This window comes from Streptomyces sp. NPDC005803 (genome assembly GCF_040630435.1).
Lineage (GTDB): Bacteria > Actinomycetota > Actinomycetes > Streptomycetales > Streptomycetaceae > Streptomyces.
In genome coordinates this window covers 96,056-114,902 of record NZ_JBEXXO010000016.1, presented here as the reverse complement: position 1 = coordinate 114,902, position 18,847 = coordinate 96,056, and the positions used below count along the sequence as shown (strand labels likewise).

Below are 18,847 nucleotides of genomic sequence, written 5' to 3'. Positions count from 1 at the left end.
ACGATCGACGACCCGCCAGACGGGGACGATAGCGGTACGGGACGCGGGAACGGAATGGCGCACCGCACGCGGCCTCAGGCATATGCACCGCCATAAGCCGCGTCAGGTCACGGATCCGGCGCGATGGGCCTTCCGTGGACGCCCGGAGAGGCATGACAAAGGTCACGCCCGCCGTGCGGGCCGGCGTGGCACCGCTCACGCCGGTGACCGCGGGGCCGTGTCACGGGCGGGGGAGCCCTACGCGTCCGGGCGGACGACCCCGAGGATCTCCATCGAGCCCGCCCCGGCGAGCGTGACGTTGCGGCCGGGGCGCGGGGCGTGCACGATCGCGCCGTCGCCGATGTACATCCCGACGTGCGTGGCGTCGGCGTGGTAGATGATCAGGTCGCCGGGGCGCATGTCCTTGATCGCGATGTGCGGCAGCTGCCGCCACTGTTCCTGCGAGGTGCGCGGGATCGGCCGGCCGGCCGCCGCCCAGGCCTGGGAGGTCAGTCCGGAGCAGTCGTACGACTTGGGGCCCTCGGCCCCCCATACGTACGGCTTGCCGATCTGGGCGGTCGCGAAGGCCACCGCCTCCTTGCCGCTCGCGCTCGCCTCGCGGTTGATCTCCTTCAGTGCGCCGGAGCTCAGCCAGGCGGTCTGCGATCGGTACTCCGCCTCCTGCTCCAGCTGGAGGAGCCGGGCGCGCTCCTTCTCCTCCAGCTGGGACTCCAGCTTCTTCGCCGCCGCGATCTGCGCGTCGATCTTCTTCTTGGCCTTGGCCTGCTTGACGCGATTGGCTTCGAGCTTCGTCCAGTTGGTGCTCGCGTCCTGCGTGTACGTCTGCAAGTCCTCCTGGGTCCTGTTCAGTTCCCCCAGGAGCCCCTTGGTGGCCTGCTGGCCCTGGCGGGCCCGGCTGACCCCGTCCAGGAAGAGCTGCGGGTCGCCGCTGAGCATGAGCCGGGCGCCCGGCGGCAGCCCGGCGTTGCGGTACTCCTCGCGGGCCTGGGCGCCCGCCCTGCTCTTGAGCTCGGAGATCTTCGCCTGGCCCTCGACTATGGCCTGGGCCAGCTTGACGATCTCACCCGACTGCTTCTTGGCCTTCTCCTCGGCGAGGTTGTACGCGTCCGTGGCCGCCCCGGCGGCCCGGTAGAGGCCGTCGATCTCCTGGCGCACCTCTTCGAGGCTCTTCTTCTCCGGCTGGGCCGGAGCGGGAGAGGGGGGAGCGGGCGCCGCGAAGGCCTGGACCGGCGAGGCCAGTACGGCCATCGCGCAGACCAGGGTGATGGCGGCAGCGGCACAGTGGCGTCGGTACACGAACTCCCCCTCCGGGCGGATCAGGTCGCGCTGATCTTATCCGCAAACCTGATTTACCGTCAGTAACTTATGGCGCCGACGAGATCGTGCCATGCCCTACCGAAAAGCAACAGAGGCATACACATCCGCGGGCCCACGGACCGCCGCGGCGCTCCCCACCCCGGCCGCCCCCACGGCCCGGCCCCGGGGTCCGTCCGGCAGGACAGGCCCCTTGTTCTGGACGAACGATGCCGGGCCGGCGTTCCCGATGCCGGGAGAGTTCACCCTCTTCTCCGCGTGTTGGCCTGCTGGTCGGCTTGTTTCGTGCGCGGGGGCCGCCGAACGGCTTCGTCCACGCGCCGCCGGGGCTAGCGCTCGAGCGGCCGCAGCGCCGCCCACGTCACCGTCACTTCGCCCTGGCGCCAGCGCCGTACGCCGTCCGTCAGCGGCCACTCCCCGGACAGCGACCGCACGGCCGCGATCCAGCGCTGCCGGGCGCCCAGCGAGGCGTACGGCGCGGCCGCCGCCCACGCCCGGTCGAAGTCGCGCAGGAACGCGTGGACGGGCTCGCCCGGCACGTTGCGGTGGATCAGCGCCTTGGGCAGCCGCTCGGCCAGGTCGGAGGGCCGGCCGAGGGAGCCGAGCCGGGTCGCGAAGGTGACGGTGCGGGGGCCCTCCGGACCCAGCGCCACCCAGACGTGGCGGCGTCCGATCTCGTCGCAGGTGCCCTCCACCAGCAGTCCGCCCGGCGCGAGCCGGTCGCACAGCCGCTGCCAGACGGCGGCGACCTCGCCCTCGTCGTACTGGCGCAGCACGTTCGCCGCGCGGATCAGCGCGGGCCGCTCGGGCAGCGGGATCTCGAATCCGCCGTGCCGGAAGGTGAGGCCCTCGCGCTCGTACGGCCGTGCCGCTTCGACGCGCTCCGGGGCGATCTCGACACCCACGACCCGGGTGCGCGGTTCGGCGGTGCGCAGGCGCTCCAGCAGTTCCACGGCGGTCCAGGGGGCCGCGCCGTACCCGAGGTCGACCGCCACGGGGGCGTCGGAGCGGCGCAGGGCGGGGCCGTGCGTGGCGGCGATCCAGCGGTCCATGCGACGCAGCCGGTTCGGGTTGGTGGTCCCGCGGGTCGCGGTGCCGATCGGGCGCATGACACAGAGCGTAACGACCCCGGCGGAAACGCGACGGCGGCGGCCGTCGCGGCGACGCGCCGGAGACGCACCGTAATGATTTGGCAAAGCGGAAATGAAAGGAGGGGTTCCGCTGTTCCAGCCCTTCGAAGGGACCGCGCGCCCCTTCGGTGCCATGCCGTGAACGAAGTCGGTGCCAGTGCCCTGAGCGAGGAGGACCGGACGACGTGAGCCAGTACGTCTCCCGGCTCGGCAGCAGCCGGGTCGCACCGCGTCTCAGGTTCCCGACGGGCCTCACCGGCTCCTTCCCCGGCGGCCACCGCAAGCCGCGCCGCATCGCGATGCTCTCCGTGCACACCTCCCCGCTGCACCAGCCGGGAACGGGCGACGCGGGCGGCATGAACGTGTACATCGTGGAGCTCGCCAAGCGCCTGGCCGCGATCAACATCGAAGTCGAGATCTTCACCCGCTCCACCACCGGCGGACTGCCGCCCGCCGTCGAGCTGGCACCCGGCGTCCTGGTCCGGCACGTCGACGCGGGGCCGTACGAGGGCCTGGCCAAGGAAGAGCTGCCCGCCCAGCTCTGCGCCTTCACGCACGGAGTGATGCAGGCGTGGGCCGGTCAGCGCCCCGGTTACTACGACCTGGTGCACTCCCACTACTGGCTCTCCGGCCACGTCGGCTGGCTCGCCGCGCAGCGCTGGGGCGTCCCGCTCGTCCACGCCATGCACACCATGGCCAAGGTGAAGAACGCGGCGCTCGCCGAGGGCGACACCCCCGAACCGGCCGCCCGTGTCATCGGCGAGACCCAGATCGTCAGCGCGGCCGACCGGCTGATCGCGAACACCGCCGAGGAGGCCGGCGAACTCGTCCGCTTCTACGAGGCGGACCCGGACGCGGTCGCCGTCGTCCACCCCGGCGTCAACCTGGAGCGCTTCCGCCCCGCCGACGGCCGCGCCGCGGCCCGCGCCCGCCTCGGGCTGCCGCAGGACGCCCTGATCCCGCTCTTCGCGGGCCGCATCCAGCCGCTGAAGGCCCCGGACGTGCTGCTGCGCGCCGTCGCCGCCCTGCTGGACCGGGACCCCTCGCTGCGTGCCCGGATCGTCGTGCCGGTGGTCGGCGGACCCAGCGGCAGCGGGCTCGCCAAGCCGGAGGGGCTGCAGAAGCTGGCGGCCCGGCTCGGCATCGCGGACGTCGTGCGGTTCCACCCGCCGGTCGGGCAGGACCAGCTCGCCGACTGGTTCCGGGCCGCGTCGGTCCTGGTCATGCCCTCGTACAACGAGTCGTTCGGCCTGGTCGCCATCGAGGCCCAGGCGGCCGGCACCCCGGTCGTCGCGGCGGCGGTGGGCGGCCTGCCGGTGGCCGTCCGGGACGAGGTCAGCGGATTCCTGATCCCCGGGCACGACCCGGAGGCGTACGCCCGCGCGCTCCAGCGCTTCGCGGTCGCGCCGGAGCTCGTCGACCGGATGGGCGCCGCGGCCGCCGCGCACGCCCGGCGCTTCGGGTGGGACACGGCGGCGGCGGCGACCGCGGACGTCTACACCGCGGCCATGCAGGAACACCGGCGCCGGGTGCGCTCGCACCAGGCGTGACGGCGGGTGGGCCCGGGGGAGCGTGACCGGGGCCCGGGGCGGGGACGTACCGGCGCGGCACCGAAGCCCACGGCCCGCCGGTTCACGCCGCCGGACCGATCGCCGCATCGTTTGCCCGACACGGCCGGACCGGGCGGCGGACACCGCCGGACCGGTCGCCGCACCGATTGCCCGACACGGCCGGACCGGGTGCCGGACCGATTGCCGACACCGCCGCACCGATCGGCAGACACCGCCGCACCGGTCGCCGCACCGATTGCCCGACACGGCCGGACCGCCGCACCCGGACCGCCTCCCGCCCGACCCGTACCCCGAGCCTGACGTACGCTCGCCTCATGGCTGACGACGCACCCGAGGAAGCAGCGACGCCGCAGGCCGCGCAGGTCGCGCAGGTTATCGAGGCGACGCTCAAGGACGCCGGACTCGACTGGGAGAGCCCGGGACCCGGCAGTTACGTCGTCCAGCTGCCCGGCACCCGCAAGCTCGCCACCACCTGCTCGCTCCTCGTCGGCGCGCACTCGCTGTCCCTCAACGCCTTCGTCATCCGCCACCCCGACGAGAACGACGCGGCGGTGCACCGCTGGCTGCTGGAGCGCAACCTCCGCCTCTTCGGGGTGAGTTACGCGATCGACTCGCTCGGAGACGTCTACCTCGTCGGCAAGCTGCCGCTCTCCGTGGTGACGCCCGGGGAGCTGGACCGGCTGCTCGGGGTGGTCCTGGAGGCCGCGGACGGGGCGTTCAACCCCCTCCTCGAACTCGGTTTCGCGAGCGCGATCCGCAAGGAGTACGCGTGGCGGGTCTCGCGGGGCGAGTCCACGCGGAATCTGGACGCGTTCACCCACCTGACCCAGCGTCCCACTCCCTGACGCCCGCCCACTGACCCGCACCTCCTGCCGGTCCTCCTGCCGGTCCTCCTGCCGGTCCTCCTGGCAGTTCGCCTGCTGGCCCGTCTGGCCGGTTCGCCTTGTCGATTTCCCCGGTGCACGACCCTTCCGGCGTGCCCGGGGCCCGTGGCATGCTCACCGCCAACGCAGATATGAACGTCGTTCACATCCGTGAAAATCATGGAAGGCGGATCGAGCTCATGGCGACGAAGGCGATCAAGTCCGGCGCGGGAGTCGAGACGGCCGAGGCGGCCGGGACGGCCGAAGCGACCACGAGGCGCATCAGCAGGCGGGGACTGCTCGGCGGCGCGGTGGCCGTCGCCGCCGCCGCGGCGACGGGGACGGCCACCGGCGGGACGGCCTTCGCCGCGAGCGGCGACACGGTCACCGGTGTCACCGCCACCACCCTCGCCGACGGCCGTCCCGGACCCACCCCGATCTGGCGGGAGTTCGCCGCAGCGCCCCTCACGCACCCGCAGATCCCGTTCATCGGCCGGGCCGGCTACCGCGGCGGCTCCGACCTGCCCCGCCCCCGCACCGGACACGGCTTCACCGCCGACGTCCTGCGCTACGGCGCCGAGCCGGACGGCTCCGCCGACGCCGCCCCCGCGATCAACCGGGCCATCGCCGCCGCCGGGCGACGCGGGGGTGGCACGGTGCTCATCCCCGAAGGCACGTACCGCATCGACGACATCATCCGCATCGGCCACAGCAACGTCGTGGTGCGGGGCGCGGGCAGCGGCCGCACCACGCTGTACGCGACGAGGAACCTCACCGAGATCATCGGCGCGTACGGCAGCCGCTACGGCGGTGACAAGTCCAGCTGGTCCTGGGCGGGCGGCCTCATCTGGCTCTGCCCCGAGGCTCGTTGGACCTCGCTCACCGACGCCATCAAGGCGAAGGCCTGGCCCTTCGAGGGCTGGACCGGCAACAGGCGCGACGCGTGGCAGACCCTGGCCACCATCGCCCCCGCCCGCCTCGGCGACCGTACGATCACCGTCGACGACGCCCGCGAGCTGAAGCGCGGCGCACTCGTCCTGCTCCGCCTCGCCGACGACTCCGCCCACACCCTCCTGGAGCACATGGCGGGCGGCGGCCCCGGGCCCGAGGCGTACTACTGGGACGACAAGACGAAGCTGACCTCCTACGTCCCCTACGAGTGGCCGGTCCGCATCACCGCCGTGCACGGCCGCCGGGTCACCCTGGAGCGGCCCCTCCCGCTCGACGTCCGCCCCGCATGGGACCCGCGCCTCGTCACGCCGGTCACCCCGCTCACCGGCTCGGGCGTCGAAGGGCTCACCCTCGAAGCGGTCGAGACCCCGCAGTCGCCGCACCTGCTCGACAAGGGCTACAACGGCGTCGCGTTCCAGTGCGCGTACGACTGCTGGGCCGACGACGTCACCGTCCGCCACGTCGACAACGGCTTCGGGCTCATCGGCGCGTCCGCCTGCACCCTGCGCCGCACCAAGGTCGCGGGCCGGGGCTCGCACCACCCGTACTACTGCCGCGAGGGCAGCCACGACAACCTGATCGAGGACTTCACCATCGAGCAGCGCACCGTGCCCGCGCCCGCCGGGACCCAGCTGCACGGCATCAACGTCGAAGGCCTGTCCAGCCACAACGTATGGTCGCGCGGCGTGATGGAGATGGGCACCTTCGACTCGCACCGCGGCATGCCGTTCGCCAACGTGCGCACCGACATCACCGTGAACAACAACGGGCGCCACGGCGGCGACGCGAGCGCCGGACCGCTGTTCGGCGCCCGCTTCACGCACTGGAACATCCGCGTCACCAACGGCCGGGCGGGCCTGATGCGGATCGACGGCCTCGCGCCGTACAGCGCGACCGTCGGGGTGAGCGAGGTGAGGGAGTTCGACCAGACCGACGTCCCCGACTTCACCGGCGACCTGCACACCCGCCTGGAGGCGTACGGAACCCCGGAGGCGGTGCACCCGCGCAACCTCCACGACGCCCAACGGGCCCTGCTGCGCTGACCGCTGACGCGACGCGGCGCGCCGTGCCGGGCCCGCGGCGCTGCGGTCACCCCCGTGCCCGCAGCGCCGCCTCCACGTCGTCGAGCGCCGCTTCGAGTCGCGGCCCCACCTCGTTCCACGTCCACTCCCACCGCTCCCCGGACGTCTGCCGGGGCACGGTCTCCACCAGCATGATCAGGTAGAGGTAGGCGCGGTACAGCGCGAGCCGCAACCGCAGCGACCCGTCGAACACCACCGGTCCTCCCGGCGCCGACTCCCCGTAACCGGCGAGGAAGTCCTCGTCCTTCTCCATGTCCCCGAACAGCGCGAGCGACACGAAGTCGGCGGCCGGATCGCCCCAGAACATCCGCTCCCCGTCCACGATCCCGCCGATCCGCCGCGCCCCCGGCTCCCCGGCGACCAGGACGTTGCCCTGCCACAGGTCGAAGTGGACCAGGGCGGGGCGGGTGACGTCGTCCAGGACGGAGGAAGCGGCGCCGAACCGGCGGCGGATGTCCGCAGGCGCACGCGGCAGCCGCGCCCCGTACCGCAGCGCATCGTCCAGCACCGCATCGGTCATCGCGGTGAACGCGCCCCGCCACGTGGGGGCCAACGGCCCGAGGGCCGCGGACGGGTAGCCGAAACCGCCCGGGCCCGGCACGGTGTGCAGCCCGCCGACGATCCGCCCCAACTCCGCGCGCAACCGTCTCGCCTCACTGTCGGCCAGGGCGTCGGCGACCTCGAACCAGGGCTGCCCGGGACACTCCGTCATGATCACGTACGCGCCGCCGGGGGCGGCCGGGTCGAGTGCGCTGTGCACGAGGGCGGGGACGGCGTCTGGCCCGGCCTCGCGCCCCGCGAGACCGGCCGCCGCGGAGTAGAAGGCGACCTCGTTGACCAGCAGATCGCGCTCGTAGCCCAGACAGTCCGCGGCCGCCGGCGGCGGTGTCTTCACCACCCACCGCCGGCCGTCGGTGAGACCGACGCGGGTGACGGTGTTGTACGTGCCCCCGGACAGCGGAGTACAGAAGGCGACCAGCTCCGGCGGCACACCCACGGAACCGAGCACGGCGGACAGGGCGCCGTCCATCGGCGTCGGCGCATCCCCTGCGGTATCCGTCGGCATCAGCGAACCCCCTTCGAGCGGTCGTCCCCCGGCCGTGTTGCTGCTCTCTGCGACGAATGCCCAGTCCAGAGCGCGGAGGGGGTGATCACGACGTCGTCACGATCACGGGCGATGCCCGCTTTGACGGACCGCCAAACCACAGCGGGCTCATAGAGTTGGCGCACCCCCACGACTCCTCACCCCCCCCACGCCCCATCACCGCCGCGACTCCTCACCGCCGCGCGCCGAACCCGGTGCCGGCCGCTCTCGTGCGGGCGAAACACCTTGACACAGAAGGACGGGCCATGCGACCCACTGCCATACGCCGTACCGCCGTTGCCGCCACCGTGATGTCCCTGGCCCTGCTCACCGCGGCCTGCGGTTCGGACGCGGCGGACAAGGGCAACGGCAAGGCGGCCGATGCCGCCTCCGCCTCCGCCGGGGCCACCGACAAGGGCGCGGACACCTCCGCCGCCAAGGCGCTGACCGCGGCCGAGCTGGAGAAGGCCTCGCTGGCCCAGGGCGACGTCAAGGGCCACAAGATCGCCAAGGCCGGTCCCGCCGACGCGGTCACCGGCGACGCCGTCACCGCGGACAAGGCCGCCTGTGACGCCTTCGCCGACGCCCTGATGGGCGCCAAGGCCGGTACGCCCGCCGCCTCCACGCAGCGCAAGGTGGTCAGCGAGCCGAAGAAGGGCGGCGACAAGGAGAGCGACGACCCGGCGGAGGCCTTCAAGGCGGCCTTCGACATCACCACGACGCTCGCCACCCTCGCCTCGTACGACGGCAAGGGCGCCGAGGAGGCGCTGGCCGGTGTGCGCACCGCCGCGACCGAGTGCGCCTCCGGCTTCACGCTGACGGCGGCCGGATCGAAGCAGAAGATCACCAAGATCGCCGAGGTGCCGGTCAAGGGCGGCGAGGAGGCCGTCGCCTGGACGGTGACGGTCGAGGCGGACGGTGAGAAGAGCGCGATGAAGCTCATCCAGCTGCGCCAGGGCGCCACGGTCGCCTCGTTGACCTCGCTCAACCTGGGCGCGTCCGGCGCGGGCGGCGACTTCGAGCTGCCGACCGCGGTGATCGACGCCCAGGCGGCCAAGCTCGCCTGATGCCCTACGGGGGCGGGTGGGTGAACCTCGGTCAGGGCAACGGGACGAGCCGCACCACGGTGACGGTCAGAACCGACCCGGAGACGTAATAGAGCACGATCGCCCCGGCGACCGTCGCCTCACGGCGGTCGTGCTCGTCCTTGACGGCGGACGAACCGTGTCCGTACGGGTCGCGCCCCAGCGTGCGCGCCATCCCGTCCCGGAAGGTGTCGCCGTCCCGCATCTTGGCCAGGGTGTCGTCGGCGGGCGGCGCGTAGGAGATACGGAAGCTCAAGCGACGTTCCGCCTCTCGGCCTCGTCCCGCGCCAGCCGGTCCAGGATCCGCTCGGCCTCCGGATCGGGCACGGCCTCCAGCATCCAGTGCCGCATCACGGCCTGGATCTCGTGCACCCCGGCGTCGTTGATGGCGCGGTCGAACTCCTCGCGCCTCGCCTCGGGCAGGGCGTCGCGGATGGCGGGGATGCTGTTGGGCACCTCGACCTCCGCGCCACCGACAAAGGTCTTCAGGGGCTCACCCATGTCTGCTCTCCCGATCTCCCCGCATGCGCCACAGAGTACGGCGAGGAGTGAGGCGCGTCACTTCCGCCCGCGCCACCACCGGGACGGGGGCGGCGGTGCGGCGGCGGGCTCCTCGGGCAGGTTCCGTACGGCGGACCGGATCCGGTCGAAGGTGGCGACCGGATGCCAAGCCCCCTCTCCCTCTCCCGCTCCTTCCCCCTCTCCCGCTCCTTCCCCCGGCAGCAGCACGCCGAGGCAGACCAGCTTGAACCGCAGCCCCTCCAGCCGGATCCCGACGAAGACCGGCGACCCCACGCAGCCCCGCGGCACGGAGCCGGTCCACACCGTCCCGCGGCCGTCGCCGCTCCGCACCACCTCCCCGACGACCACGACCTGTTCCCTCTGGGTGCGATCCGGTCCCACGTCGTGGCCCAGCACGTACGCCGGCACCGGGGCGTCACCCAGCCGGGAGACGTCCTCGGCCCGCGCGGCCACCCCGTCGGTGATCTCGTCGGTCGCCCAGGCCCACCCCTTACGGCGGGCGAGGGCGTGCAGCACGCCGGTGGGCAGCACGGAGACACCGGAGTCGCCGAGGGGGATCCAGCCCTCCTGGAACCGCGTCATCATCAGGGCGTTGGCACTCATGGCGGAGTCGGACAGGCCGGCCCGCAGCCGTATCTCGGCAAGGTCGTAGCGGGTCGACGCCCCTGCGGTCACGAGGTACTGCCGGTACGTCTCGGTCCCGTCGGCCTCCTCGGTCAGAAGGTCGTTGAACCAGAACGCCGTCCCGAAGGCCTCCCCGCGATGGGCCTGTTGGTACGGCAGCGTGGCACGGCCGCTGCTGCTGACGAGGGCGTCGATGAGGGAGCCGTGATCGGCCGTCTGTTCGGGCACGAGGGCTGAATGTAGCGGAGCGCGGCGCGGCGCGGCGTCGTGGCGGCCCTGGCACGCGAACCGCGCGGCATCCTGCGCTGGAGGAAGCGCGGACGCGCGGTCGGTCAGGACCGAGCCGGACCGTGCCGCTCGTCGCCGGGGCCGGGCACGTCCAGCATGGACCGGGCGCCGCCTTCGAGCCGCCGGGCCATCTCGGCCGAGCGGGGGAGCATCGTCTGCTCGTAATCGCGCACGGCGTCGCCGAGGGTGGGGGAGTGCACGAGTGCGCGCGCGAGTTCACGGGCGTCGAGCATGGCGAGGTTGACGCCCACTCCCAGCGGCGGCATGAGGTGGGCGGCGTCTCCGAGGAGCGTCACGCTCGGCGAGTGCTCCCACGTGTGCGGCACCGGCAGGGCCAGGAGGGGGCGGTCGACGTAGGGGCCGTCGTTGTCGGTGATCAGCCGGAGCATCCCGGGCGACCAGGCCGCGTACGCGCTCAGCAGATGGGCGCGGATGCCCTCGGTGTCCTCGGGGCGGAGCCCGTTCGCCGCGATCCAGTCGGCGGGGACGTGTTGCATGAGGTAGACGCGCATGTGGCCGCCGCTGTTCCGCTGGGCGAAGAGGCCGCGCTCTCCGTCGGCCGCGTGGGCGCTGCCCTTGCCGACCAGTTCGCAGAGCTCGGGGTGCGCGGTCTCCATGTCGTCGAACCATGCTTCGAGGAAACTGACCCCCGTGTACTGCGGTGTCGCGGGTGATACCGCGGCGCGCACCCGGGAGAAGGCCCCGTCCGCGCCGATCACGAGATCGGCCTCCACGCATGTCCCGTCGGTGAACGTCAGCGTGCGCGGTCCGTCGGCCGGTCCGCTCACCGACTCGAGCGTGTGCGCCCACTGAACCGTCCCCGCGGCGAGCGACCGCAGCAGCAGGTCGCGCAACTGCCCGCGGTCGATCTCGGGACGGGCCGTTTCGCCCTCGTCCGGCAGGTGATGGGCGAGGACGTTCCCTGCCCGGTCCAGGCCGCGCATCTCCTGCCCCTCGACCCTGGCGAGCGCGAAGAACGCGTCCAGCAGGCCGGCGTCACGGAGTGCGAGCTGGCCGTCGTCCTCGTGCAGATCGAGCGAGCCGCCTTGGTCACGGGAGTTCGCATCGGGGTCGCGGTCGTACACGGTCACCGCGATGCCGTGCTGCTGCAGGATGCGTGCGCAGGTGAGCCCTCCCGGGCCGGCCCCGATGATGCTGATGCGGGGGTGAGGAGGTGCGGTTGTCGGTGTCGGACCTGGCTCCGGGCCCGTTGTCCGTGTCTGCGTATGTGTCGGCCTGTCCATGATCGATTCCTTTCGGCGGTGGCGTACGGGGTTCCGTTCCGGAGACGCCGCGACGCGGCGATGCCCGGCGCCGACCCGATGGGCGGGGACCCCTGCCGATTCAGCAAAGCAGAAGTGAGTAAGAAACTGCAACCATTCCAGTTTCTGCTTGGTTCCAGTTATGCGGTACGGTGAGGTCATGCCCGACAACCCGCCCGTGGGCCGCCGTGAGCGCAAGAAGGCCGCGACCAGACAAGCCATCGCCGACGCCGCCCTGGAGCTCTTCCTGGAGCACGGCTTCGAGCGGGTGAGCGTCCGGGACGTCGCCGAGAGAGCTGACGTGTCGACGACGACCCTGTTCGCACACTTCCCGAGCAAAGAGGCACTGGTCTTCGACCGCGAAGCGGAGGTCGAGGCCGAGTTGACCGCCGCCGTCCGCGAACGCCCGGCGGGACAGGACGTGGTCGAAGCGCTCCGCGCCCACGCGCTGAGGTCCTGGGGGCGGCTCGCGGCTGACCCCCGCCGGGATCCGTTCACCGCGCTGGTGAACGGGACGCCGGCGCTGCGCGAGTACGCGGAGCGCATGTGGATGCGGCACGCGGGCGCCCTGGGTGCCGCGATCGCGGAGGAACTCGGCCGGGACGCCGACGATGTCGCCTGTGCGGCGCTCGCACGGTTCGTCCTGGAAGTCCCGGCCCTGGCCACGGCCCGCCCTGACCCCCGCGCCGCCGTGGAGACGGTGTTCGATCTGCTGATCCATGGTTGGCCGTCGTCGCGACCCGTCCGAGAGGCGCATGGCAGGCGGTCGTGAGAGGCGCCCGGCGGAGGGTCCTGAGAGGCGCATGGCCGACGGTCGCGAGAGGCGCCTGGCGGACGGTCGCGAGAGGCGCCTGGCGGACGGTCGTGAGAGGCGCCTGGCGGACGGTCGTGAGAGGCGCCTGGCGGACGGTCGTGAGAGGCGCATGGCGGACGGTCGTGAGAGGCGCACGGCAGGCGATCGTGAGAGGCGCCCTGGCAGACGATCGTGAGATCTGCAGAACCGCCGATTAGGCCGCTCGGGCCCTTTTCCACCCCGTATCCCGTTCCCCGCACGCGTCAAGGCGTTGTGACAGGCGTGGAACCACGTGAATTCTGGGATCGGAACACCGTCCTGGCCGAAGCCTTCCTCGCCAACGACGAGGACATGCGCCGGGCGCAGGAAGTACTCGACGAGGCGCAGGCGGCGCGGAGCAGGACGCTCGCGGCCTTCGCCGTCACCGTGGGCGACGACGGTGCCATCGCCGAGTTGCTGGGCCTGAACGAGCGGGAAGTGCGCCTGGCGCGCCGCACCGTGGGGCGCGGCGACGCCCGGTCGGTTGCGGAGGGCCTTCTGGGCACGGCTCCGCCTCCGCATCCGGAACCGGTGGGCGGTCCTTCCCCCGTGTCGGAGATGCTGCCGCACCCGAGGGAGGAGATGCCCCTTCCTACGGCCGAACCGTTTCACCAGGCCCCGATGCCGCCTTCGGTGCCGCCACCCGTTCCGCAGGAGCAGGTGGAGAGCGCCGTCTGGACGCCGAGCATGGACTCCGTGCTGCTGTGGAGCTGGGAGTCCGGCGTCGACCTGCAGACGGTGGCCGCTGAACTGGGCGTGACCGTACGGGCGCTGCTGATCCGCGTGCAGGCGCTGGCCGACGACGGCATGCTCACCCTTGCCACACCGATCACCGAGGTGGGCAGGAACGGCCGTCACCGCCGCCAGTACGAGGATCCGAGCGCGGTCCTCTTCGGTACCGCCTCCGCCTCCGGCTACTTGTCGTACTGAGCGCACAGCCTGAGCGCACAGCCCCGAACCCGCAGGAACGATCCGGGGACACGCGCCTGCCGCGCTCCGGCACCACTCGTCCCGGCCGGCCCGTCGGACGAGGCCGGTGTCAGGCCCCGCTCGGCACGACGCGCACGTTGTCGAGGTGGATGCGCAGCGCGCCGTCGGCCGGGCACCGCAGTCCGACCGACAGGCGGTGGACCTGGCCGTCCGCGGCGAGGGCGTACGCGACCGCCGCCTGGAACACGTCGTGCCCGGCCGGGCACCTGATGTCGGCCGCCTCGCGAAAGCGCCTGCCCGGCCAGGGGAGCGAAGGACCGGATGCCGCGAGCCCCCAGGTGGAGCCGCCCGCGTGGACCTCCCCGTCCGCGATCCCGAGCGGCAGGCAGCAGCCCTCACAGAAGCACTCGTCCGCGACGACCTCGAACTGATCCCCGCCGCACCACCGGCAGACGAGCGGCGTGACCACGATCCGCCCGCGCGCCTTCCGTAGGACAGCGCGCCGCAGCAGCGACACCAGCCCGCCAGCCTCGGCCCCCGCCCCGCCCGCCGGCCCGGCACTCCACGCACCTCTGCCCTTCACAGTGGGGATCCTCGCACGCCCGAGGACGCGGCGACTGCGGGCACCGCCTTCAGTTGCCGAAGGTGCTCTGACCTGCGATTTCGGAATGGGCAGGTGGGCTCCCGGTCTCTGGGAGCCGTATCTGACCGCTGTTGACCGCTCTGCTGGGCACGGATGGGGCACGAGAGCAGGCAGTGCTCCGGGCGGGCTGACTGGTCAGAGGGGGATGATGCGGACTTGGTTGCCGCAGAGCTTGGTCATGTCATCGCTGTCGGACGTCAGCAGGGCGACGGGTTTCGGCTGACGGAGCGCGACCTCGGCGACTGTGGCGTCAATGGCGTACTTGTGCCCGTGCAGCCCGGCGTCTTTGAGTAGTTCTGCCGCCGCCTTCGCTGCCCGCTCGGTGACCGGCTCAACCTTGACACGGGACAAGACCCAGTTCAGACGGGGCATGTTGGTGCGGGAGTGGATGACTTCCACGATCGTGTTCGCCCCGATCACCAGGTCGGCTCCCATGTCATAAAAGACCTGCAGCATCGCGAGGAGCTTGCGGTCCTGCGCGATCCAGGCGGAGAGCCCTTCCGAGTCCAGGACGACGGTCTCGATGCGCTCGCTCACGCGGCGGTCGCGTCCTTGGAGGAGCCGGCGGCGCCGAAGATTTTCGAGCGGGCTTCCGCGAGCTCCTCGTCGCTGAAGTCTCCATGCTCTTCCTCGTGGCGACGGAGGTCGTCGCCCAGAAGCTGGTGCCTAATCTGGCGGGCCACGGCTTCCGCTACATAGCCGGAGACGTTGTCCGTGAGTTTGCGGAGCTCCGCCACCTGGTCACTGGGGAGCGTGACGGTGATGCGAGTCGTTGAGGACATAAGTCCAAGCATACTGGAGTATGCACATGCTCGCTCGGGTCTCCGGTCCCCAGAGGACACCCGCGGTCGCGTGCTCCGGGTGGATACATGGGGGCGGCCTTCTTCGGCGCACCGGTGGGGCGGGATTCGTTGACCTGTTCCGCCCCCCCAGGAGAGTTGCTGGGTGGCGCCGAGGGTGCTGGCTGAGGCCGGCAGGTCACCCACTAAGAGATCTAGACAACAAGAAAGGCCCCGTTCATTGACCTGGGCCTCAGTCGTGGAGCGGGTGACGAGAATCGAACTCGCGCTCTGAGCTTGGGAAACGCAGGGCGTCTAGGGCTTGTCGCAGGTCCGACCTGCGGGGGAGGGGCGCAGAAGCGCAGAAGGCGTTCGACTGGTTCCCCGCTGTTCCCCCTGATTCCCCGACGAGCTGGCACGCGTCTGACACGACCTCTTCATCCGGGACCGCTGACTGAAGAGGAGCCCCTCAACGCCGCGTACGCTCGCTCGACCTCGCCCAGGTACTGCTCCAGGCGGAAGCGAACCTCCTCGATCACCCTGCCATCGGGGCCCGGGTACATCAGACCGGACCAGATGACCGTCTCGCCCTGGACATGGATCCGGACGGTCAACCCGTCCGGCGCCGGCCCGGATGGTTCCTGGGTTGCCACCTCCACCGTGCACGGCGTGTCGGTCGGATAGAGCGGTCCCCCTGGGCGGAGTAGCCGGCTCGGGCACAGGCCGACCAGTCTGCTGTCGCTGCGCGCGACTACGTCGAGGCCATCGACGAAGAGGTGCGTGTGGACGGCAGCACACGTGGGTGGTCCCGGACACGCGCTGATGAGCAGCGTGCTCACCGCTCCATCGCTTTGCACAGGGGGCACGGTGGCCCTCACCTCGCGCCGGGACCTACGCGGCATCCGCCTGATGTGTCGTCATGAACCAGATGCTAGCGGCCGGCCACGAGGCGGCAACCCATGCGCGAGGACGGTATGCACGCGATGCGGCACTTCTACGCCCCGGTGTTGCTGGACGCCGGGGAGTAAGTCGAGGCGCTCGCCGAGACCTCGGGGCTTCCGACCCCGGCCTGAGGCTGCGGGTGGACGCGCACCTGATGCCGTCGAGCCAGGAGCGGCCGACGATTCCCGGGGTGGGCCACGGTGAGTCAAGGAGCCGGAACAACACCGCACGGCCCACAGGCGCCCAGCGCACCGAAAAGCCCCCCGCCTCGCGGAAAACCCGCAGGTGGGGGGCTTGTTCAGCTCTGCTTACTTCTTCTTGCCCTGGTTCTTCACAGCCTCGATGGCCGCCTTCGCCGCGTCCGGGTCGAGGTAGGTGCCGCCCGGGTTCAACGGGCGGAAGTTCTCGTCCAGTTCGTACACGAGCGGGATGCCCGTCGGGATGTTCAGGCCCGCGATGTCGGCGTCCGAGACGCCGTCGAGGTGCTTGACCAGGGCCCGGAGGCTGTTGCCGTGTGCGGCGACCAGGACCGTGCGGCCGGTCAGCAGGTCCGGGACGATGCCGTCGTACCAGTACGGCAGCATGCGGACGACGACGTCCTTCAGGCACTCCGTGCGCGGGCGCAGCTCCGGCGGGATCGTCGCGTAGCGCGCGTCGTCGCTCTGCGAGAACTCGGTGCCGTCCTCGAGGGCCGGCGGCGGGGTGTCGTACGAGCGGCGCCAGAGCATGAACTGCTCCTCGCCGAACTCGGCGAGGGTCTGCGCCTTGTCCTTGCCCTGCAGGGCGCCGTAGTGGCGCTCGTTCAGCCGCCAGGTGCGGTGGACGGGGATCCAGTGGCGGTCCGCGGACTCCAGCGCGAGCTGGGCGGTGCGGATGGCGCGCTTCTGGAGGGAGGTGTGCAGTACATCGGGGAGCAGGCCGGCGTCCTTGAGCAGCTCACCGCCGCGGACCGCCTCCTTCTCGCCCTTCTCGGTGAGGTTGACGTCCACCCATCCGGTGAACAGGTTCTTCGCGTTCCATTCGCTCTCGCCGTGGCGGAGGAGGATCAGCTTGTACGGTGCGTCGGCCATGGGTCCGAGCGTAATCGAACCCGTACGAGCCGCGCGCGCCCGGCCACAGGGCGGACAGGGCGGTGGGCGCGGCGGGGAGGGGCGGGGCCGATTGACGGCTGCCGTCAATTGAGTGGCAGGGCCGAGCCTCGGATTCGTAATGTTCGGACCGTTGGCGGGCCGCTTACCGCCGGCGTACGCCACCGTTACGTTCCCGGGGGGAACCCGCATGTCTGTCGCCGGTCTCAGACGGGCCGCCCGTGAAACGGTCTCCGGTCTCCCCAGGGAGTTCTGGTGGCTGTGGACCAGCACCCTGGTCAACCGTCTCGGGGCGTTCGTCGCCACCTTCATGGCCCTGTACCTGACCCTGGACCGGGGCTACTCGGCGTCGTACGCCGGTCTGGTCGCGGCCCTGCACGGACTCGGCGGGGTCGTCTCCTCGCTGGGGGCCGGGGTGATGACGGACCGTTTCGGCCGGCGGCCCACGATGCTCGTCGCGCAGCTCTCGACGGCCGTCTCGGTGGCGGTGCTGGGCTTCATGGTCCATCCGGTGGCGATCGCCGCCGTCGCCTTCGTCGTCGGCATGGCCAGCAACGCCTCCCGCCCCGCGGTGCAGGCGATGATCGCCGACATCGTGCCCGCGAAGGACCGGGTGCGGGCGTTCTCGCTCAACTACTGGGCCATCAACCTCGGGTTCGCGGTCTCGTCCGCCGGGGCCGGGTTCATCGCCGAGTACAGCTATCTCGCGGGCTTCGTGGGCGAGGCGGTGATGACCTTGTTCTGCGCGGTCGTCGTCTTCATGAAGGTGCCCGAATCCCGGCCGCGAAACGACACGTCCGCCACGCCCGCGGTGCCGGACTCCGCCACCGCCCTGGCCGCCGACGACGTACGGCTGTCCACCGTGGTGCGCGACGGACGGTTCATGGGCGTCGTGGGGCTGTCCTTCGTGATCGCCCTGATCTTCCAGCAGGGGTACGTGGGGCTGCCGGTGGCCATGGGGGCCGACGGGTTCAGCAGCTCCGACTTCGGTACGGCGGTCGCCGTCAACGGCGTCCTCATCGTGGTGCTGCAGATCCCGGTCACCCGGTTCATCCAGAACCGCGACCCGCGCCGGCTCCTCGTCCTGTCGTCGCTGCTGGCGGGGTACGGATTCGGGCTGACCGCCTTCGCCGGCTCGGTCGGGGTGTACGCGCTGACCATCTGCGTCTGGACCGTCGCCGAGATCGTCAACGCGCCCGTGCAGAACGGTCTGGTCGTCCAGCTCTCACCGGCCCACGGCCGGGGCCGCTACCAGGGCATGTACACCCTGTCGTGGTCGGCCGCGGCGCTCGTCGCCCCGCTGATGTCGGGGGTGGTGATCGACCACTTCGGGGCCGGCTGGCTGTGGGGGACGTGCGCGGTCCTGGGCACCGCGGCGGCGTTCGGGTACTGGCTGCTGATGCGGACCCTGCCGCAGGACGGCGCGGCTGCGGCCCCCGCGGTCGTGAGGAGCGGACCGGCCGGAGCCGAGGCCGGCGCCGGCCCGGAGCCCGTGGTGGAGCGGATGGGCTGACGTGGGCAACGGCGAGGAGGGCGCCCCGCGCGGACGGTTCCGCGCGGGGCGCCCTCCGTCGTGCGCGCGCCCGTCAGCCGGAGCAGCCGCCGCACTGGCACGGGGCGCCGGACTGGCAGCCGCACCCGCAGCCCGAGCCGCAACCGCAGGCGCCGAGCAGGGGCAGGTGCACCGCTTCGACGGGTGCCTCCTGCTGGGGGTCGGTCGTGGGGGAATCGGCCATGGTTCCTCCTCAAGGCGTACGACAGGGTCGTGCGCCCGCACAGGCCCACGACCGGGGCGTACGGAAAAGTCGTGCCGCCCCACCCCATTGCATGCCCAGCCGGGCGGGCGCATCAACGGCG

Annotated in this window: 20 protein-coding genes and 1 pseudogene; 8 read left to right on the top strand and 13 right to left on the bottom strand. The window is 71.8% G+C overall.

Annotated features, from left to right (window positions below; genetic code table 11):
- Positions 1 to 237 precede the first annotated feature (237 nt).
- The gene (locus tag ABZ454_RS22930; protein ID WP_359540343.1) at positions 238 to 1,296 is read right to left on the bottom strand and encodes an NlpC/P60 family protein; all 1,059 of its coding nucleotides are present in this window, start codon (positions 1,294 to 1,296) and stop codon (positions 238 to 240) included.
- Positions 1,297 to 1,643: 347 nt separating this feature from the next.
- Positions 1,644 to 2,423, bottom strand: a complete 780-nt coding sequence (locus ABZ454_RS22925) for a class I SAM-dependent methyltransferase (protein WP_359540340.1) — start codon at positions 2,421 to 2,423, stop codon at positions 1,644 to 1,646.
- Between the two features lie 206 nt (positions 2,424 to 2,629).
- Between ABZ454_RS22925 and mshA the strand changes: the two genes are divergently transcribed.
- The 3 genes from mshA to ABZ454_RS22910 all read left to right on the top strand — a co-directional run bounded on the left by mshA (position 2,630) and on the right by ABZ454_RS22910 (position 6,872).
- Positions 2,630 to 3,994 (top strand): D-inositol-3-phosphate glycosyltransferase, encoded by a 1,365-nt coding sequence (gene mshA / locus ABZ454_RS22920; protein ID WP_359540337.1) that lies wholly within the window; start codon positions 2,630 to 2,632, stop codon positions 3,992 to 3,994.
- A 335-nt stretch (positions 3,995 to 4,329) separates the two neighbouring features.
- Positions 4,330 to 4,860, top strand: coding sequence for a YbjN domain-containing protein (locus tag ABZ454_RS22915; protein WP_359540335.1), 531 nt, complete (start codon positions 4,330 to 4,332; stop codon positions 4,858 to 4,860).
- 218 nt (positions 4,861 to 5,078) lie between these two features.
- Positions 5,079 to 6,872 carry a glycosyl hydrolase family 28-related protein gene (locus ABZ454_RS22910; protein WP_359540332.1) on the top strand — a complete coding sequence of 598 codons (1,794 nt, stop codon included), beginning with the start codon at positions 5,079 to 5,081 and terminating at the stop codon, positions 6,870 to 6,872.
- A gap of 46 nt (positions 6,873 to 6,918) precedes the next feature.
- Here ABZ454_RS22910 and ABZ454_RS22905 read toward each other — a convergent pair whose 3' ends face one another.
- Entirely contained in the window at positions 6,919 to 7,977 is a 1,059-nt protein-coding gene (locus ABZ454_RS22905) for an aminoglycoside phosphotransferase family protein (protein ID WP_359540329.1), read from the bottom strand.
- A 284-nt stretch (positions 7,978 to 8,261) separates the two neighbouring features.
- Between ABZ454_RS22905 and ABZ454_RS22900 the strand changes: the two genes are divergently transcribed.
- Positions 8,262 to 9,062, top strand: coding sequence for a hypothetical protein (locus ABZ454_RS22900; protein ID WP_359540326.1), 801 nt, complete (start codon positions 8,262 to 8,264; stop codon positions 9,060 to 9,062).
- Between the two features lie 31 nt (positions 9,063 to 9,093).
- On the opposite strand, the gene ABZ454_RS22895 is transcribed toward ABZ454_RS22900, so the two are convergent.
- The 4 genes from ABZ454_RS22895 to ABZ454_RS22880 all read right to left on the bottom strand — a co-directional run bounded on the left by ABZ454_RS22895 (position 9,094) and on the right by ABZ454_RS22880 (position 11,758).
- On the bottom strand, positions 9,094 to 9,336 hold the full coding sequence (locus ABZ454_RS22895; RefSeq protein ID WP_356318978.1) for a hypothetical protein: 243 nt from the start codon (positions 9,334 to 9,336) through the stop codon (positions 9,094 to 9,096).
- Positions 9,333 to 9,581: a hypothetical protein gene (locus tag ABZ454_RS22890; RefSeq protein WP_356318979.1), complete on the bottom strand. Its 249-nt coding sequence runs from the start codon at positions 9,579 to 9,581 to the stop codon at positions 9,333 to 9,335. The genes ABZ454_RS22895 and ABZ454_RS22890 overlap by 4 nt, the downstream gene beginning before the upstream one ends.
- A 57-nt stretch (positions 9,582 to 9,638) precedes the next feature.
- Complete coding sequence (locus tag ABZ454_RS22885) at positions 9,639 to 10,454, bottom strand: hypothetical protein (protein WP_359540323.1); 816 nt, start codon at positions 10,452 to 10,454, stop codon at positions 9,639 to 9,641.
- 104 nt (positions 10,455 to 10,558) lie between these two features.
- A complete protein-coding gene (locus ABZ454_RS22880; protein WP_359540321.1) occupies positions 10,559 to 11,758 on the bottom strand; it encodes an NAD(P)/FAD-dependent oxidoreductase in 1,200 nt (399 codons plus the stop codon).
- A 178-nt stretch (positions 11,759 to 11,936) separates the two neighbouring features.
- On the opposite strand from ABZ454_RS22880, the gene ABZ454_RS22875 reads away from it, so the two are divergent.
- Both ABZ454_RS22875 and ABZ454_RS22870 read left to right on the top strand, forming a co-directional pair.
- Positions 11,937 to 12,548 carry a helix-turn-helix domain-containing protein gene (locus ABZ454_RS22875; RefSeq protein ID WP_359540319.1) on the top strand — a complete coding sequence of 204 codons (612 nt, stop codon included), beginning with the start codon at positions 11,937 to 11,939 and terminating at the stop codon, positions 12,546 to 12,548.
- A 303-nt stretch (positions 12,549 to 12,851) separates the two neighbouring features.
- Positions 12,852 to 13,538, top strand: coding sequence for a hypothetical protein (locus tag ABZ454_RS22870; RefSeq protein ID WP_359540316.1), 687 nt, complete (start codon positions 12,852 to 12,854; stop codon positions 13,536 to 13,538).
- A gap of 109 nt (positions 13,539 to 13,647) precedes the next feature.
- Here the strand turns inward: ABZ454_RS22870 and ABZ454_RS22865 are convergent, their stop codons facing one another.
- The 4 genes from ABZ454_RS22865 to ABZ454_RS22850 form a co-directional block, all read right to left on the bottom strand.
- A complete protein-coding gene (locus tag ABZ454_RS22865; RefSeq protein WP_359540314.1) occupies positions 13,648 to 14,121 on the bottom strand; it encodes a hypothetical protein in 474 nt (157 codons plus the stop codon).
- 195 nt (positions 14,122 to 14,316) lie between these two features.
- Positions 14,317 to 14,718 carry a PIN domain-containing protein gene (locus ABZ454_RS22860; protein ID WP_359540311.1) on the bottom strand — a complete coding sequence of 134 codons (402 nt, stop codon included), beginning with the start codon at positions 14,716 to 14,718 and terminating at the stop codon, positions 14,317 to 14,319.
- A complete protein-coding gene (locus tag ABZ454_RS22855; RefSeq protein WP_359540310.1) occupies positions 14,715 to 14,963 on the bottom strand; it encodes a type II toxin-antitoxin system CcdA family antitoxin in 249 nt (82 codons plus the stop codon). Before ABZ454_RS22855 ends, ABZ454_RS22860 begins: the two co-directional genes overlap by 4 nt.
- Before the next feature lie 434 nt (positions 14,964 to 15,397).
- Positions 15,398 to 15,799, bottom strand: coding sequence for a hypothetical protein (locus ABZ454_RS22850; protein ID WP_359540308.1), 402 nt, complete (start codon positions 15,797 to 15,799; stop codon positions 15,398 to 15,400).
- Between the two features lie 123 nt (positions 15,800 to 15,922).
- On the opposite strand from ABZ454_RS22850, the pseudogene ABZ454_RS22845 reads away from it, so the two are divergent.
- Positions 15,923 to 16,077: pseudogene (locus ABZ454_RS22845) on the top strand (site-specific integrase); the annotation flags it as partial.
- A gap of 133 nt (positions 16,078 to 16,210) precedes the next feature.
- On the opposite strand, the gene ABZ454_RS22840 reads toward ABZ454_RS22845, so the two are convergent.
- A complete protein-coding gene (locus ABZ454_RS22840; RefSeq protein ID WP_359540306.1) occupies positions 16,211 to 16,972 on the bottom strand; it encodes a phosphoglyceromutase in 762 nt (253 codons plus the stop codon).
- Between the two features lie 208 nt (positions 16,973 to 17,180).
- Between ABZ454_RS22840 and ABZ454_RS22835 the strand changes: the two genes are divergently transcribed.
- Complete coding sequence (locus tag ABZ454_RS22835) at positions 17,181 to 18,503, top strand: MFS transporter (RefSeq protein ID WP_356318988.1); 1,323 nt, start codon at positions 17,181 to 17,183, stop codon at positions 18,501 to 18,503.
- 73 nt (positions 18,504 to 18,576) lie between these two features.
- On the opposite strand, the gene ABZ454_RS22830 is transcribed toward ABZ454_RS22835, so the two are convergent.
- Positions 18,577 to 18,726, bottom strand: coding sequence for a hypothetical protein (locus ABZ454_RS22830; RefSeq protein ID WP_356318989.1), 150 nt, complete (start codon positions 18,724 to 18,726; stop codon positions 18,577 to 18,579).
- Positions 18,727 to 18,847: the final 121 nt, after the last annotated feature.

What these genes read in the sequence shown, in the direction of transcription:
- ABZ454_RS22925 (WP_359540340.1), bottom strand. Translation starts at nt 2,423, where the DNA reads ATGCGCCCGATCGGCACCGCGACCCGCGGGACCACCAACCCGAACCGG.
- ABZ454_RS22915 (WP_359540335.1), top strand. Translation starts at nt 4,330, where the DNA reads ATGGCTGACGACGCACCCGAGGAAGCAGCGACGCCGCAGGCCGCGCAG.
- ABZ454_RS22910 (WP_359540332.1), top strand. Translation starts at nt 5,079, where the DNA reads ATGGCGACGAAGGCGATCAAGTCCGGCGCGGGAGTCGAGACGGCCGAG.
- ABZ454_RS22905 (WP_359540329.1), bottom strand. Translation starts at nt 7,977, where the DNA reads ATGCCGACGGATACCGCAGGGGATGCGCCGACGCCGATGGACGGCGCC.
- ABZ454_RS22900 (WP_359540326.1), top strand. Translation starts at nt 8,262, where the DNA reads ATGCGACCCACTGCCATACGCCGTACCGCCGTTGCCGCCACCGTGATG.
- ABZ454_RS22890 (WP_356318979.1), bottom strand. Translation starts at nt 9,581, where the DNA reads ATGGGTGAGCCCCTGAAGACCTTTGTCGGTGGCGCGGAGGTCGAGGTG.
- ABZ454_RS22880 (WP_359540321.1), bottom strand. Translation starts at nt 11,758, where the DNA reads ATGGACAGGCCGACACATACGCAGACACGGACAACGGGCCCGGAGCCA.
- ABZ454_RS22875 (WP_359540319.1), top strand. Translation starts at nt 11,937, where the DNA reads ATGCCCGACAACCCGCCCGTGGGCCGCCGTGAGCGCAAGAAGGCCGCG.
- ABZ454_RS22855 (WP_359540310.1), bottom strand. Translation starts at nt 14,963, where the DNA reads ATGTCCTCAACGACTCGCATCACCGTCACGCTCCCCAGTGACCAGGTG.
- ABZ454_RS22840 (WP_359540306.1), bottom strand. Translation starts at nt 16,972, where the DNA reads ATGGCCGACGCACCGTACAAGCTGATCCTCCTCCGCCACGGCGAGAGC.
- ABZ454_RS22835 (WP_356318988.1), top strand. Translation starts at nt 17,181, where the DNA reads ATGTCTGTCGCCGGTCTCAGACGGGCCGCCCGTGAAACGGTCTCCGGT.
- ABZ454_RS22830 (WP_356318989.1), bottom strand. Translation starts at nt 18,726, where the DNA reads ATGGCCGATTCCCCCACGACCGACCCCCAGCAGGAGGCACCCGTCGAA.